A 15,379-nucleotide genomic window follows, 5' to 3' on the forward strand; every position below is an offset into this window, starting at 1 on the left:
GATACTACCAATAATGAGTGGTTATGTCAACCTCACATGTATATATTATTCATCATTCTTTCTTCAAGTAACAAGATAAGGTAGTTCAAAAAGTTATATTAAATCTGTTACAGTAATTTATAGAATACATAATTTGAGAAATGAGGAAAAACAATGAACAGAATTGAATTTATAAGAAAAGAGGAGAAAAAATATCACGACTATTGTTATGATAATTATAAACTGTTTGAAGAAGGTTCGTGGCTACATAAACCTGTAAAAACGGTAATAGATCTAATTTCATTATTTGATGGAAAAGACGATCTTAGTGTGCTTGATTTAGGTTCTGGAGTGGGTAGAAATAGTATCCCATTGGCTCAAGCTATAAAAGAAAATGGCGGTACAGTTGTGTGTGTTGATTTATTAGACTCTGCTTTGCAAAAATTAAATCAATACAGTGAGGAATATGAAGTTAAAGAAGTAATTCAAACTGAAAAAGCTGATATAGGAAACTATGACATTAAGCCTAATAACTTCGACTTCATTGTTGCAGTTTCAAGTTTAGAACATGTCCAATCAGAAGAGGTATTTGGAAAGGTTGTTCAACGAATGGCAGACGGAACGAAGTACAACGGAATAAATTATATCATTGTAAATTCTGAAGTTGAAGAAATTGATATGGATACCAATAAGAAATTGGATGCACTAATGGAGATAAACATTCCAACAGAAGAAATGATGAATAAATTAAGACAAATATATGATGGTTGGGAATTATTGAATATCATAGTAAAACCGCTCGAATATAAAATTTTTCGAAATGAAAAGTCGGTTTTATTAAAAACAAATGCAATCACATATGCTGTGAGAAAAAATAATCTATAAGGGGCCACCATACACTACTATCAATCAAAGATGAATTTATATCCATAATTCATAGAAAACGTTATTCTTTTTGTAGAAATATACAGAAAGGAGAGAGTGGAATGAAAGAAAAATTATTGAGGGTTGGAACTATTTATATTCCTGTTACCAATGTAGAACTTTCTTCAAAATGGTATGTAAACAAATTAGGTGCAGAGTTAAGCTATAAAGACGAAGACAAGGCTATTCTTAACTTTGCAAACCAAAGTTTTTTTCTGGTTAAATCCCAAGCAAATCAAAGCTTAAATTTTTATGATTTTTGTGGTAAAGAGCACTTCTCTTTAACATTTGAAGTTAATGGTTTAAATGTACTTGAATCAATCCATAGTGATTTTATTAAAAAGGAAATAAAAGTTGGAGAGATCGAGAACAGAGGACACCCTGGAAAGAACTTTGTTTTTTATGATTTAGATGGTAATAAATTTGATGTCTGGAGTGAATTAAGTCCCACCTTCAAAGAACAATTTCTTATATCGCAATAAGAGATTTTGATCATTCAATAAACAGTGGATTTTCAGGAATTAATCAATATGGTGCAAGCATGCTCTACTAAGTAGTCCCCGATAACAGAACCGCGTCCAGTTGCTACGTTTACAAGACCTTTGGGAAGGCCAGCTTTATACAGTGATTCAACCATTTTAATACCGCTAATTGCGCCTTGTGTTGCTGGTTTAAAGATAACTGCGTTACCCATAATAAGAGCTGGTGCAAGTTTTGCAGCAGCTCTTATTATGGGTAGTTAAATGGTGCAATTGCTAATACAACACCAAGTGGTGCACGTTGGATAATCGCAAGTTTAGATTTAGATCCGCCAGGGAAGCTATCACCCACCATGCTTTCTCCGTGCATGTGAAGTGCTTCGTCAACAGTGTAACGAATGAAGTCAGCTGTACGAACAACCTCTTTCTTCGCATCTTTATATCCTTTACCGACTTCTTTCATAATAATAGCAGCAATTTCAGCTTGCATATTTACGAGCTCATCAGCCCATTTATATAAATATTTTGCGCGATCTTGTAGAAGAAGCTTCAGCCCATGATTTTTGAGCTGCTTTCGCAGATACAATTGCTTCATCTACTCCGCCGCGAGTAATTGCTTGTACTTGACCAATTACTTCGTGTAAGTATGGCGATGAAATTTCGATTGTTTCTTCTGAAGAGCTTTCTCTCCATACTCCGTTTAAATAAAATTTGTACGTATTTCTAGTTGTCATGATTAATCCTCCTAAAATTGTAACTTGTAAAAGGAGGTATAAAGTGTAACTTTAATCAGTAGGGTTTTCTTCATCCCCCACTGATTATTTGGCCTCACCAATCGGGCTTTTACGAGCAGTGTATCTCCCACCTAACTTCTTTGCTTTCGCTGAATTTTGAGGCGGGCGTATTACCGCCCGCAAATAGCGGGATAAATTCAGCTTCCAGCCCAAACATCTTTTCCATATCGTCCTTCAAGCTGTAACTGATCCAACCAATTTCTTGCCTCTTGTTCACTGACTCCATGAACCTCTTGATATGCGTGACAAAGAGTATCTTCTACATCTGGAGCCATTCGACTTCCATCACCACATATATAAAGATGAGCACCTTTATCTAACAACGAAATTAAATTAGCTCCATCTTGTTTCATTAAATGCTGTACATATGCTTTTGGATGTCCTTCCCAGCGAGAAAAAGCTGTGTGTAAAGATATTAAGCCATCTTTTTCACCTTTTTCTAGTTCTGTACGATAGAGATAATCTTTTTTAGGATGACGACAACCGAAATACAGATGCGCTTCCCCTAAGTTAACACCTTTTTGCTTTTGGACACGACGCATTTGTAAGAACCCACGGAATGGTGCAACTCCAGTTCCTGGTCCAACCATGATAATTGGTGTTGCTGGATCTTCGGGTAATTGAAAACGTGATTCTGGAGTTCGAACAAAACAAGTAATCTCATCTTCATTGTGACGCTGAGCTAAATAATTAGAAGCGACACCTTTATATTCTCCTTGTCCACTCCATGCAGGTTCCCTAACAACACCGACCGTAATACTTAGATGATCCTGTGCAACGAGTGGAGAGCTTGAAATAGAATAGTAACGCGGTTTGAGCGCAGGAAGAAGTTCTAAAAAGCGTTCAAACGGAATTTCACACGCTTCATACTTTTCAAGAAGATCCAACATTGAAATACGTTTCTTTAGTATTTGGTCCTGATAAACTCCATCTTCCAATAATACTTCCAATTCATATTTATGAGGAGGACAAACTGTAAATGTTGCCAATTCCCGTATTTGTGCTCGGGTTGCCGCTTCTTGAACCTCAACACTATGGCTAAGAAGGTCAAATAAACTAACAGGACGGTCCAAAGGAAGATGAACTACGCTGCGTCCACTTGTACTCAGAATGACTTGATCCTTCCCATTTAATCCAAAACGTTTTAAAATTCGGTTGACATTTTTCCAGCTGTTACTTGGCAGCACTCCAAGGTGGTCTCCTTCCTGATAAGTAACTCCTTCCGGCAAGGCTATCTCAATATGACGAGTGCTCCGCTCACTTTCAGATGACTGAAGCTCTCGGCTAGCAATCACCGTTGCATAAACAGCTTCGTTATTTTGAGCGACCGGATTAGCAGGGGGACCTGAAATCAATTGAACGGAAAGCGATGATTGATGAGACAATATTTCTGTTCCCTCTTTCATCTTTAGGCCAAAAGCATTCGAGACATCCTTCCACATGTTCTCTTGCCACTCAGCAAAATCATTCTCAAAATCTCCTCCGGCATCTGCTTCTCCCCTTGTGGTAAGCTTCATGGCACCTTTCTGTTCAAGCTCTTTATCAATAAACTTCGGAACACTCTGGTAAGTATTCGCCCAATTCCGATCTCCGCAGCCAAAAACTGCATACCTGATTCCTGTACATTCCTCTGTGTCTGCTTGTTCCAGCCATTTTACGAACTGAGCGGCATTCTCAGTTGGTTGACCATTATATGAAGAAGTTACAATGAACACCGCACCTTCTTTAGGTAACTTGCCGATGTAATCGTTCAATATTCCCACCTTGCTCTGAAATCCCAGTAACTGTGCATGGTCTGCCAGTTGCCTAGCAATCTCTTCTGCTCTTCCTAAATTTGAACCATACAATACAAGCAGAGGTACGTTTTCAGCACCTTCAAGTACTTCTTGTTTTGAATATTGAGAAGTCACTTTCTCCTTTTCATCATCCAACGGAAGATTCAGTAAAGGTGCGACTTCCTTCTCTTCTCTTAATTTAACTCTAATTCTTAAATTTTCTGGTTTTATGGTCAATGTTTGCTTAATCTTCAACTGATAGTTTTCATAATCAATTAATTCAAACTTTTGAAGAATCATCCCAAGTACCAGCGTAGCTTCATAAAGTGCGAACTGCATACCAATACAAGCACGTTGACCATTCCCGAATGGTTTATATGCATGATTTGGTACTTTAGAAGGGTCTGCGAAACGTTCCGGACGGAATTCTTCTGCATCCTCCCCCCACGCTTCTTTATCACGATGAAGCGCGGGAAGAAGCACGGTCAAACCTTCACCTTTTTTCACATGATACTGTCCACCGATTATAGTATCCTCCTTTGGATACACATCAAAAGATGGAGCGGTCGGCCATAACCGTATGGCCTCGTTTAGAATCATGCGAATGTATTTGAGGTTTAGCACTTGTTTATACGATGGAGTGGAATCACCGAGGACCTGATCCACTTCTTCGTATGCTTTCTTCAGAACTTCTGGATGTTTTAGTAAAAAATAAGTCGTAAAGGATAATAAACCACTTGTTGTTTCATGCCCAGCAATTAAGAAGGTAATAATTTGGTATCGGATATTTACATCATCCAACCCCTCACCGGTCTCAGGGTCTTTACTGTTTAACATGCGTGACAGTAAATCTATTTCTCCGTTATTTCCATTGGCCTTTCGCTCTTTAATGATTTGGTCTACCAACGAAAACATGCTTTGTATATCATCTTGGAATTGTCTGTTTTTTCTAATCATCAGAGTATCCATGCCCTTCGAGCGGGCAACTTTATGCATAGCTTCGTCAAGTGCACGTACCATGCTGTCGATAAATGGATCATGTTTTTCTTTATAAAAACTATTAAATCGGTAGTTAAAACCACAAAGACCAATCGTATCCAAAGTAAGACGGGTCATGTCTCCGGGTACATCGATATGATCACTATCGTGATTCAACCGAGCCCATTTCTGAATCAGCTGCGAAGCGATGTCTAACATCATGGTATGATATCCCTTCATGGCTTGTTGGCTGAATGTTGGCAGCAATATATTATGGGCTTTTCGCCAGTTTGGCTCCGATGTTTTACTCGTAAACAGACCGTCCCCCGTAAATTCGCGTACATGCACCATATCATTTGCAACATGTTTATCAAAACGATTGATATCACAGACTTCAGTTACCAGTTTGTGTTCAGAGATACATATTGTTTTAAAACCTGGAGCAGTCAACCGAAATATTGGCCCATATTCTTTCGCTATCTCACAAAAAGAAATAGTAGGTTGACTCATGTCGAATAAAGGGTAGTTGCCGAGTGGCCCATATGTTTTGGGTTGTGGAATATTGCTTGTTTGTTCTTCTCTCATTTTCATCCTCCTAGCATTCGTCTAACAAAAAGATAGATAACGAACAATATGTAGTTTATAACTCATTCATGTTGTTTATAATGTAATTATATCGTTTTTACTACACAATGCAATTTACATTCAAGGCATAAATGTAGGGTAAGAAACAAAAAGATGAAATCTGTTGTTTATAATGACAATAACGAACAAGGAGATATAAGATGTTGAAAAAGCGGATCTGCGGATTATTCGGACAAAGAAATTTATATATGATGCTTTTATCAAAAAGAAAAAAGTAATCCAGTTTGTTTAGATTACTTTTTTCAGAATTATAATAAAGGAGAAATTAAACGCATTAGGGATTCCATTATTCGTTTTTGAATACTACGTTTCTGAAACGATTCCCATCGAATTTCAGTTGAATAATTAAAGTCCTTTTCAAAATCACGTTTAATATCAAGAACTGTCTTAGATTCATAAAGTACGCTAATGATTTCATAATTTAGTTCAAAGCTACGGACATCCATATTTGCTGTGCCAATTGTTGCAATTTCATCATCTACAAGTACAATTTTAGCGTGCATAAACCCATCTTTATAGCTGTAAATTGAAGCACCGGCTTTTAGAATAGGTGTGAAGTATGATTGAGATGCTTGATCACTAATGATTCTATCTCTCTTACCTGGATATAGAATACGGACATCTATTCCAGCCATTGCACTTAAACGTAGTAATGTTAATATTTCTTTATCCGGGATGAAGTAGGGTGTTGCGATCCAAATTGATTTCTTAGCAGAACCTATAACAGCAAGTAAAGTATTACGAATGTTTGTATCATCTGAACTCGGCCCACCTGCTACAATTTGAACAGCACCTTCTGTATGAGGCTTTTCTTTACCTGGAAAGTATTTTGTATTCATAAATTGATTCCAAGAATAAGTATTTAAACCACTAGAGGTATAGAGCCAATCCTCAAGGAATATTGCTTGTAATTTGTACAATGCTTTTCCTTCTATTCGTAAGTGGCTGTCACGCCAAATTGGGAATTTTTTAGAACGACCAAGATACTCATCGCCAACGTTGAGCCCACCTGTAAAACCAATCTCTCCGTCTACAATGACAATTTTACGATGGTTACGATAATTTACTGTTTCAAGTGGACGCCATGACGAAAGAACAGGATCAAATGCCATAACCTCAATTCCTGCATCTTTCATGGGTTGTAAGAAGCGATTTCGTAATGAATTGCTTCCAATCCCATCATAAAGAAAGCGTACAATTACACCAGATTTTGCTTTCTTTATTAATGCATCGCGAATTTTTGTACCAATTTCATCTGCTCGATAAATATAGTATTGAATATGTATATGATGTGTAGCATTTTCAATAGCTTGTATAATGTTTGTAAATGTTTGGTCCCCATTTGTTAAGAGTTTTGTTGTGGTATTATTGGCAACAGGACCGCCACCGAATTTTTGTACAACCTGTGTTAAACGAGCAGAGCGCTCACTTAATGAGGAAGTGAATGATAGATCTAGGCGTTTTTCTTCTAAAATCTCACGGAATAATTTTCTTTTCTCTTCTGCACGACGTAGATGTTTTTTTCTTCTCCAGCGGCTCCGGCCAAAAAGACAGTACAAAAGTACTCCACCAATCGGAAAAAGTGCTAATACCAAAAACCATGCTAAAGTACTTTGTGGGGAACGGTTTTCGATAAAAATAATGAAGGAAATTCCTACTATTGCGATATACCATAGTACGCGGACAAAATTGTATAGTGAGATAATGGATGTATCTAACATAAAGAGCATGATAGAGACAAGTGTAAACACAAATAATAATTGAACGATAGGATTTTTCATCTTGATAAAATTCACCCATTCTGTCTTAAATATAGGATTCGTATATGGAAGCTGTAATCTAACATTTCTATTAGTGTTAAATCACAGGGGTGCTGCTCTAGTCCGTCATATCATTCACATAAAATGTAATGACTTAATAAATTCGAGCTCATGAAAGCCAAAGAGATACAAGGAATTTCCCTTGTATCTCTTTGACTATAGATTTACTTCCTCTATACTGACGCAGTAGATATAGAACCTTTTTGTTTATCTTTTTTGAATACAGACAGTACCATAATTATAAGAGATACAAGTCCAAGAAGCCCCATCACCTGAACATATGAGCCTATCCTGTACCCGCCAAAGAAGAAGCTGCTGCGAAATGCTTCTACACTGTACTTAAAAGGAGTCCAAGAATATAACCAGTGTTTTGTCACATCCGGAAGAAATTCGTGTGCCAGTGATAAGATTGGCATAGAAAAGAAGAAGACTACCATTAATATTGGTACCCCGACACGTCCAATCCAGTTGAGTACTGCACTTTGCAAAAGGAAGAACATGAAGCCAAAGAAAAGGAACAATAAGAAAATTTCTCCTTGGTTCGGTATGTTTACCTCGAGTATGGTATGAGCAATGAAAAGGATTAAACTTGCAATTACTGTCACGAAAACAGAACCGGCAAGGATCTGTGATAAGACTGATTTTCCTGTAACACGTCCGTTTGTAAACTTTTGGACAGCTATAAATAAGACTAAGGAGCTGATAAGAGTAGTAATCCATAAGATTTGTGTCAGCATTATAGGAATATTTCCATTACCTGTATGTGCTTGAACTGGATGAATCAACTCCGTTTTAACAATAAATGGGCTTGCCAATAACTTTGCCTGTTCAGTTGTTAGTGTCATATTTTTTTGTGAAAGCTGATCAAGCAAGGTATTACGGATATTTTCGTTGATCCCTCCAATGAACTTATCAATCATTTGGCTCGAAACCATTGCGGCATTATAGTTCATTCCTTGATTCACCAAGACTTGTACCTCAGTTTGTTTTCCCTTAGGTGTGGTCAGCGATACAAGTTGCTGGGATATTTCTGGTGGAAACACAATGGCAGCGTAATACTTCTTATCCTTCATCCCTTGCAATACATCTTTTTTCGTTTGTAAGAACGTCCATTTAACTGTGCTTTGCTTATTTTGCAGAATTTGCTCTTTTATTTTATCTCCTATATTTACACTTCCTTGTCCTTGTAAGTTCATACCTGTATCCTGTATTACTAAGGCAACCGGCAAGTCTTTTGGAACAGGATTAACAGTTGATCCCATAAAAGCAAAACTAGCGATGATAACAGCAGCCATAATACCTAACAAGCCACCTAGAACCATCTTTTGTTTGAAAAATTGCTTTACTGTATGCATTTTAAATTATTCCTCCTAGCATTCGTCTAACAAAAAGATAGATAACGAACAATATGTAGTTTATAATAAATTCATGTTGTTTATAATGAAATTATATCGTTTTTGCTACACAATGCAATTTACATTTAGGACATAAATGTAAGATAAGAAACAACAGGGTAGAATCTGTTGTTTATAACAGCAATAACGAACAAGGAGGTATAAGATGTTGAAAAAAGCGGATCTGCGGATTATTCGGACAAAGAAATTTATATATGATGCTTTTATCAAACTGATAGCGGAAAAGGGATACGATGCTATTACCATTCAAGACATCACAAATGAGGCACTCATCAATCGGGCAACATTTTACTCGCATTACAAGGATAAACAAGATTTGTTAACGAAGCTTAGTGAGGGGGTACTAGGAGAGTTGACAAGTAAGATGGTCCTATATGCCCATGTACAGGGAGATCAAATAGATCTTTCGAAATTCGAGGAAATTTTACAATCCATATTTGAATGTATGGTAAAACATGCAGACTTTTATAAAACCATGCTTGGTCCTCATGGCATTTATGATTTTAACCTACAAATGCAGCGGACTATTATGGATAACCTTGAACAAAATTTCATTGAGCTTAAAATTGAAGAACATGATTTAGATATTCCAAAGGATATGGTATTGCATTTCATCACTTCCTCTGTTGTTGGGATGGCAATTTGGTGGCTTCAAAATGACATGAAATATTCACCAAAATATACTGCACAACAATTAGTGAAGCTTTTGACTAAAGGACCCTTGTGTGCAATTGGTTTTACTTTATTTAATGAGGGCTAGAGTTTCGTTTCATCATTTTTCTCCTTATTTTATTTGTCTGTTTATATTAAATAAAACAAGAAATTATAAGACTGCAAAGCGCTTTTTTAAGAAAGCTTTGTAGTCTTTTCATGTTTCAAATCCTTGTGTTCTCACAGTAGACAAGCCACCCTATCACCATAATTAAAAAAAGTTTAGAGTTTCTTGTCTCACGATCAAAAAGTTTATACTTTCATGTCTATTTACAAACGTTTATTCATAAATTTTCAGTTTAGGAATTCATGTCTTTCTACAACATTATGAACATGGTGAAATATTACAGATAAATTTTGCATATACGAATTATTGATTTTGCAAACCTCCATGTACATGTTCATTGAAACAATGAATACCCTTTGAACATTTCAATCTATCACCTCTTATTCAGAAACATCAATATCTGCAAGTACTTTATTTCTCTATCATCCAAATTATGTTAAGATTATTTTAATATTTCAAAAAAATATATAAAAGGAGTCTAATAATAATGGATGTCTACTTAGTACAACCCACAATTGACTTACAAAAAGAATACTTAGAATTTTATCAAGAATGGAAAAATAGCGGTGAAACAATGATTCCTTGGGTTATTGCAAAAGATCCTTCTAACTTACCTGCCATGGTTCAAGAGTTACTCGATGCAGCGGAAGGAAAAAACCTCCGTAAAGGCTGGGTACCTGACTCTACTTATTGGCTTGTTACACAAGATAAAGAAATTGTTGGTGTTGTTAATATTCGTCACCGTTTAACAGAGCATTTATTCAATGCTGGTGGACATATTGGTTATGGCATCCGCCCTTCAGCAAGACAAAAAGGATACGCTACAAAATTGTTAGCTTTATCGTTAGAAAAAATAAAAGAATTAGGTGTTACAAAAGTGCTTGTTGTTTGCGATGAAAATAATACCGCTTCAGAAAAAACAATTTTGCATAACAGAGGATTTCGCGATAGTGACTTTATGGAAGAAGACGGTAATGTTGTAAGAAGGTATTGGATTGAGCTGTAAACATCCAGTTATTAAGGACAAAGGAGGAGTTCACATGTCTACATTGGCATCCCAATTAGAAAATATAATTCATACTGCTTCGCAAAAAATGATACTTCTTTCTGATATGGACATAAAATTTAATCTAACAAAATGGTCTAAAAAAGAAATATTAGGTCATCTTTGCGATTCCGGTACGGTAAATCATAAACGCTTTGTTGATATTCTTACTTCAAAGGAAGCTATTACACTCTCTGGCTATAACCAAGATTTATGGGTGCATACACATAATTATCAACAGTCTTTTTCATCAAATGAAATTCTAAAATTATGGGAAGCTAATAACATACAAATTATAAGATTACTAAACAATGTAAAGAATGAACAATGGCAACTAACATGTAAGTTAGAAGACCAACAAGAAGTAACTTTAGAATGGCTTGTTACAGATTATATTGATCATATGAACCATCATCTTAATCAGATATTTAAAAAACATAAAAAATAAATCTCATTTCACCCTTATCCTACTCAATTGCTTTCTAATTGTATACAAAAAGCCACTCTTTCTAGAAAAATACTAGAAAGAATGGCTTAGCTCGCTCTTCTATTAATGAAAATTTTTTCATCCCTTACGAATAGGCAACCTTTATCAATCAAGCACGAAACAAGAATACACTTCTTATCTTGCTGCACGTACCTCAGCAATAAGCTTTCCACCTTCTATACTCATATAAAGCTTCACAGGTACATCATTTGTATTTTCAAATACTAAATCTAAATATGGATAGGCAATTGTAGCATCTCGGCCTTTTGGAACATATCCTACTTCTTTGGAATGCGTTGTTCTCTCCACCATCTTTAATCCAGCTTGATCTGCTGCATTAAATAAAGTAGAAGACGTTTGGCATACACCACCGCCATAACCATCTACTAATTTTCCGTCAACAATTTCTTTTCCTAACTGATACCCTTTGTCTGGTGTTGTATCGCCAATCAGTGCATTAAAAGAGAAGCGATCTCCTTTTCCTAATACAACTCCACTAATGCTATTTGCAGACAAACGAATATTTTCAATTCTACCACCAGTAGAACCACCTAAATTTGTTTCATATCTCCCTAAAACTGCACCATTACCACTTGCATCGGCCGGTGTCGCTACTGGTTTTTTCTCAACAATCGGCAATTGATATGAGGCATCCCACATACCTACATTCATTAATTTGTCTACTAGTTCTTTTTCCATTAATTCATAAGAAGGCTTACCTTCCTGCCATGTTCCATTGCTTGCCATACGTGAAGGAACCATCTTTTGATCAATGCTTTTTCCAACTTCCTTAGCAACCTTCGTTACTTCTTTTTTAAATTTATTTTCATCTTCAAAATAACCTAAGTTTGCTAGATTCACATTTTTTATTTCTTTCCCACTTCTAGGATCAACTAAACTCACACTGTCACTGACTCCAGTCTTAGCTTCTACAGTATGCTCTCCTATACCACTCACTAACGAAACTTCACTTACTTTTGTACCACATCCACTCACTATACTTACACATAGTGCCCCTATTACTATACTTTGTACCTTACGTAACAATACACTCTCTCCTTTTTCTTGCTATTACTCTTTGTTTTCAAATTTATGTATGTATGATTACATGTTTTTTGCAATATGACTCTAAAATATTACAATTTGATTTCCACTATATTAAAATTACTCTTTTCTTTAAGAAATGTCTACAAATATTTACTTGAAAAACTTAAGTTTGTAAGATTGTAACCCTCTCTTATTTAACCAGTATATACCAAATGATAATCCAAAAACAATTTTAACAAATTAATATGTAAGAATTTCTTCATAATCAATAATAATTCATAAAAATCCTTTTCAATATGTCTTATGAAGGACCTCATTCAAAATAGGTATTTGCCGTGCCACCCATCCGCTCTTACACATACATTATGATGAATTCAACCAAATTTAGAGAACGGAGGATATTTATGTACCCCTACACTCCTTATCATTATCAAGGTCAATATGACGGACAAACGCAATATCAACCATATATAGAACAAACTGAACAAATTGATCCATATGATCCAAACAGACAATTTCAAATTCCAATTTCATTCCCAGGTACTGGTGGCCGTCAGTTAGAAAGACGAGTAAATGAGCTAGAGCAACGCGTAAATCAATTAAATCGTCAAGTAAATCAACTTCAAAACACAGTAGAACGCCATACACGTAGACTTAATCGATTAAATCAACGTTTACGTACTGTAGAGAACCGACTAAATATTCCATTTTCAGCACTTGAAGATGGATTCTAATTAATAAAATAAAGAAAACTATAGGGAAGGAGGCTCCTTCCCTATAGCCCCAATTAATATGTAGTAGTTCTCCAATATTCGTTTTCTCTTATTAAATTGACGAAAGTTTTCTCCATCTCTATACTGATAAGAGTCAATGAAATGAAACAAGGTGATAAATATGGATTTTGAAATAAATTTCCTCTCTTTCTATGTCGTACAAGTAGAAGGAAAAGGTGAACAAGCAGATAAGCGATATAAGCATTTCCAAACGTTAGATGCTGAAGAATATGAAGATAGCCCTTTAAAAGAATTCTTAGATGGTGAATTATTAAAAATATCTAAACGAAAAGTAGAACGCCATGCAAAAACCGAACAAGCCCCAACAAAGATCGGTCGATTTATTGTAGAAGCTGGGCACGAATTCGATTCCAATCCTCATTATAATTTATTTAATCGTATCCGATTTGCAGAAACGAAAGAGAATTTCAAAGATATGAGCGAACCTCTCGTTTATACATATATCGATACAAGCGCAGTACGTGGTGGTGTATTTTTAGTTGCTCAGGCAAAATTACGTAAATACTTTGACGACCCGTTCGTATTCGTTATGAAGTGTGACTTCGAGCCAAAAGTTGCTTCCATTTCTGATGAAGCAACACTTATTCATAACGTGGAAATGGCAATTACAACAAAAAATATGAAATCCATTCAATACCCATATATGCCGGAAGAAGGCATGGTAGAAGTAGGCGAACTAAAAATACACCAAGCATCACACGCCCGCTACTTTGAGGATTTCTTAAAATTCGTAGAATACGAACGTTCCATGCCTGAAATTATGAAAACACAAGTTATGGATATGGTATATGACCAAATCGAAGATGTATTTGAAGAAGGCACAGAAGAACGCGAGCAATTTGACCAAGCAATGGAAGTATGGGCTGCAAGTCCGAAGCGTGAAATTATGGAACAGTTTTCAACGGAAGAAGTACTGGAAGCCACAGCGCAAATCGTCGAGCATGCCCCTGAGGTTGAACTGAAAGTAAAAGCAGATCATATTTCTGTGAAGGCCTTACTTGCAGATTTCGGGGATCAGATCCATATTGCGAAGGTAAACGATAGGTATGTACTCATGATTGAAGCGGATACACTTACATTTGAGAAGGGATTCTCTCCTATTGAATTTTTGAAGCCAGATGAGTTACAGGATGTGATTGAAAGGATTGAGAAAAAAGCTTCCAACCCCAATCAATATTAAAAGTTACATTTTGATCGAGCGCTAATTTATAGTGCTCGATTATTTCCACTCACATTTCTATCACCGCGTTACTACAGTATTAAAACCTCCGATTAGAAAAATCACCAACTTAGAAAGATGGTGTATGAAGACGAGCTCAAAGTGAGATAACCAAAAATAAAATTTAAAAGCCCACTTATTAATAAGAATAATTATTTCATTCCCCTCAAAAAATACTACAATTTCAAAAATTAGATTTTGGAAAACTTGTATACATATACTCCTTTTTCTACTAATTAAAGAAATCTAGGTAAAAGGATACGCCTTATAAAAATTATTTCCAACAGCCGCCCTAACTTTTGACTATACATCATTCATTTCTTCTAATACGCGTAATTGCTGGTTTCCTTTCTGTACAGCAACAGTAAAATATTCCTGTAAAAGCAAGATTGTATCATCATGAATATAATACCGTTCCATTATATGTTCCCATGTCTTGCTATTATAAAAATCCTCCCAATTAAATTGAACATGCTCTTTTTTCTTTAATTCTTTAAATACCCATCTTTTCATTTTCTTTTTTGCTTTTTCGGTCAATACACCGTTCTTAGCAAGTACGAGCTCTTCATTTCTTTTATATCGCTTATAAATATCCTTTTCCTTTGATACTTTAAGAAAGATATTTACGGTGTTCTTAGCGTCTGCAAAGGCACGGTGCTGTTTGCCTTCCCATTCTAATGCGAATTGCTCCACCGCAAATTTCAAACTTGGTGTATGTATAAATAATTGCTCATATGCTTGAAATACAAATTTTTGCAAATCAAATTTCCTTTCATTCTCTATATTAGGGCATTCTATATTATGTAGTTTACAATCTTGCGCAAGAAATCTATAGTCCTCCTTCCCCCATGTTATAAACATATAGTCACCTCCAGCAAATTGAAGAAATCGCTCCATTACCTTTGGAAACTTTTCTACCCCTTTTAAATCTTTCTTTGTAATTCCCGTTAATTTTGTTGTATGACGAGTCAGAGGTGCTATCGGTTTAACAAGTGAAGAAAATCTCTCAATAATACGCATTGTACTTGCTTCTACCTTAATTGCTCCAATATCAACCACTTCCAATGGATCTTCCGATTTATAAGGCCGAAAATTCCTCTCAACATCAAATACAATATAATATTTAGGTTCATTCAAGTCACATACCTCTTCCTTGTCTAATTATAGTTTTAACTATATAGTCCCCACTGTACCAGTACA

12 protein-coding genes and 3 pseudogenes are annotated in these 15,379 nt (G+C 35.8%); 7 read left to right on the forward strand and 8 right to left on the reverse strand.

Translation table 11 applies throughout. From position 1 onward, the window contains the following. Positions 1-153 precede the first annotated feature (153 nt). The gene (locus QRY57_RS17355) at positions 154-864 is read left to right on the forward strand and encodes a class I SAM-dependent methyltransferase (protein WP_286015708.1); all 711 of its coding nucleotides are present in this window, start codon (positions 154-156) and stop codon (positions 862-864) included. Positions 865-965: 101 nt separating this feature from the next. Next, entirely contained in the window at positions 966-1,385 is a 420-nt protein-coding gene (locus QRY57_RS17360; protein WP_286015709.1) for a VOC family protein, read from the forward strand. A gap of 32 nt (positions 1,386-1,417) precedes the next feature. Here the strand turns inward: QRY57_RS17360 and QRY57_RS27190 are convergent. The 6 genes and pseudogenes from QRY57_RS27190 to QRY57_RS17390 all read right to left on the reverse strand — a co-directional run bounded on the left by QRY57_RS27190 (position 1,418) and on the right by QRY57_RS17390 (position 8,749). Beyond that, positions 1,418-1,977, reverse strand: a pseudogene (locus tag QRY57_RS27190) (aldehyde dehydrogenase family protein). Then, positions 1,895-2,116 (reverse strand): aldehyde dehydrogenase family protein, encoded by a 222-nt coding sequence (locus QRY57_RS17375; RefSeq protein ID WP_286015712.1) that lies wholly within the window; start codon positions 2,114-2,116, stop codon positions 1,895-1,897. The pseudogene QRY57_RS27190 and the gene QRY57_RS17375 overlap by 83 nt, the downstream one beginning before the upstream one ends. Positions 2,117-2,313: 197 nt before the next feature. Next, positions 2,314-4,050: pseudogene (locus QRY57_RS27195) on the reverse strand (diflavin oxidoreductase); the annotation flags it as partial. 122 nt (positions 4,051-4,172) lie between these two features. Beyond that, a pseudogene (locus QRY57_RS27200) lies at positions 4,173-5,514 on the reverse strand (cytochrome P450); the annotation flags it as partial. Between the two features lie 308 nt (positions 5,515-5,822). Beyond that, positions 5,823-7,355 (reverse strand): cardiolipin synthase, encoded by a 1,533-nt coding sequence (locus QRY57_RS17385; RefSeq protein ID WP_286015714.1) that lies wholly within the window; start codon positions 7,353-7,355, stop codon positions 5,823-5,825. A gap of 212 nt (positions 7,356-7,567) precedes the next feature. Continuing rightward, on the reverse strand, positions 7,568-8,749 hold the full coding sequence (locus QRY57_RS17390; protein WP_286015715.1) for a YhgE/Pip domain-containing protein: 1,182 nt from the start codon (positions 8,747-8,749) through the stop codon (positions 7,568-7,570). Positions 8,750-8,954: 205 nt separating this feature from the next. Here QRY57_RS17390 and QRY57_RS17395 point away from each other — a divergent pair, with 205 nt between their 5' ends. From QRY57_RS17395 to QRY57_RS17405, 3 genes are all read left to right on the forward strand, one after another. Next, a complete protein-coding gene (locus QRY57_RS17395; protein ID WP_026591577.1) occupies positions 8,955-9,569 on the forward strand; it encodes a TetR/AcrR family transcriptional regulator in 615 nt (204 codons plus the stop codon). A gap of 505 nt (positions 9,570-10,074) precedes the next feature. Then, positions 10,075-10,593, forward strand: coding sequence for a GNAT family N-acetyltransferase (locus QRY57_RS17400; protein WP_026591578.1), 519 nt, complete (start codon positions 10,075-10,077; stop codon positions 10,591-10,593). A gap of 34 nt (positions 10,594-10,627) precedes the next feature. Continuing rightward, the gene (locus QRY57_RS17405; RefSeq protein ID WP_286015716.1) at positions 10,628-11,080 is read left to right on the forward strand and encodes a DinB family protein; all 453 of its coding nucleotides are present in this window, start codon (positions 10,628-10,630) and stop codon (positions 11,078-11,080) included. Positions 11,081-11,254: 174 nt separating this feature from the next. Here the strand turns inward: QRY57_RS17405 and QRY57_RS17410 are convergent, their stop codons facing one another. Further along, on the reverse strand, positions 11,255-12,166 hold the full coding sequence (locus QRY57_RS17410) for a VanW family protein (protein WP_026591580.1): 912 nt from the start codon (positions 12,164-12,166) through the stop codon (positions 11,255-11,257). A gap of 404 nt (positions 12,167-12,570) precedes the next feature. Here QRY57_RS17410 and QRY57_RS17415 point away from each other — a divergent pair, with 404 nt between their 5' ends. Together QRY57_RS17415 and QRY57_RS17420 are read left to right on the forward strand one after the other, a co-directional pair. Further along, complete coding sequence (locus QRY57_RS17415) at positions 12,571-12,900, forward strand: hypothetical protein (RefSeq protein ID WP_026591581.1); 330 nt, start codon at positions 12,571-12,573, stop codon at positions 12,898-12,900. A 160-nt stretch (positions 12,901-13,060) separates the two neighbouring features. Beyond that, complete coding sequence (locus QRY57_RS17420) at positions 13,061-14,140, forward strand: DUF3900 domain-containing protein (RefSeq protein WP_026591582.1); 1,080 nt, start codon at positions 13,061-13,063, stop codon at positions 14,138-14,140. Positions 14,141-14,482: 342 nt separating this feature from the next. Here QRY57_RS17420 and QRY57_RS17425 read toward each other — a convergent pair whose 3' ends face one another. After that, a complete protein-coding gene (locus tag QRY57_RS17425; protein ID WP_026591583.1) occupies positions 14,483-15,316 on the reverse strand; it encodes an exonuclease in 834 nt (277 codons plus the stop codon). Positions 15,317-15,379 lie beyond the last annotated feature (63 nt).

The sequence above is a fragment of the Bacillus arachidis genome, assembly GCF_030285945.1.
GTDB lineage: Bacteria > Bacillota > Bacilli > Bacillales > Bacillaceae_G > Bacillus_A > Bacillus_A arachidis.

Coding starts and splice junctions, on each gene's coding strand:
- QRY57_RS17375 (WP_286015712.1), bottom strand. CDS start 2,116: ATGACAACTAGAAATACGTACAAATTTTATTTAAACGGAGTATGGAGA.
- QRY57_RS17385 (WP_286015714.1), bottom strand. CDS start 7,355: ATGAAAAATCCTATCGTTCAATTATTATTTGTGTTTACACTTGTCTCT.
- QRY57_RS17415 (WP_026591581.1), top strand. CDS start 12,571: ATGTACCCCTACACTCCTTATCATTATCAAGGTCAATATGACGGACAA.
- QRY57_RS17400 (WP_026591578.1), top strand. CDS start 10,075: ATGGATGTCTACTTAGTACAACCCACAATTGACTTACAAAAAGAATAC.
- QRY57_RS17405 (WP_286015716.1), top strand. CDS start 10,628: ATGTCTACATTGGCATCCCAATTAGAAAATATAATTCATACTGCTTCG.
- QRY57_RS17395 (WP_026591577.1), top strand. CDS start 8,955: ATGTTGAAAAAAGCGGATCTGCGGATTATTCGGACAAAGAAATTTATA.
- QRY57_RS17390 (WP_286015715.1), bottom strand. CDS start 8,749: ATGCATACAGTAAAGCAATTTTTCAAACAAAAGATGGTTCTAGGTGGC.
- QRY57_RS17360 (WP_286015709.1), top strand. CDS start 966: ATGAAAGAAAAATTATTGAGGGTTGGAACTATTTATATTCCTGTTACC.
- QRY57_RS17355 (WP_286015708.1), top strand. CDS start 154: ATGAACAGAATTGAATTTATAAGAAAAGAGGAGAAAAAATATCACGAC.
- QRY57_RS17420 (WP_026591582.1), top strand. CDS start 13,061: ATGGATTTTGAAATAAATTTCCTCTCTTTCTATGTCGTACAAGTAGAA.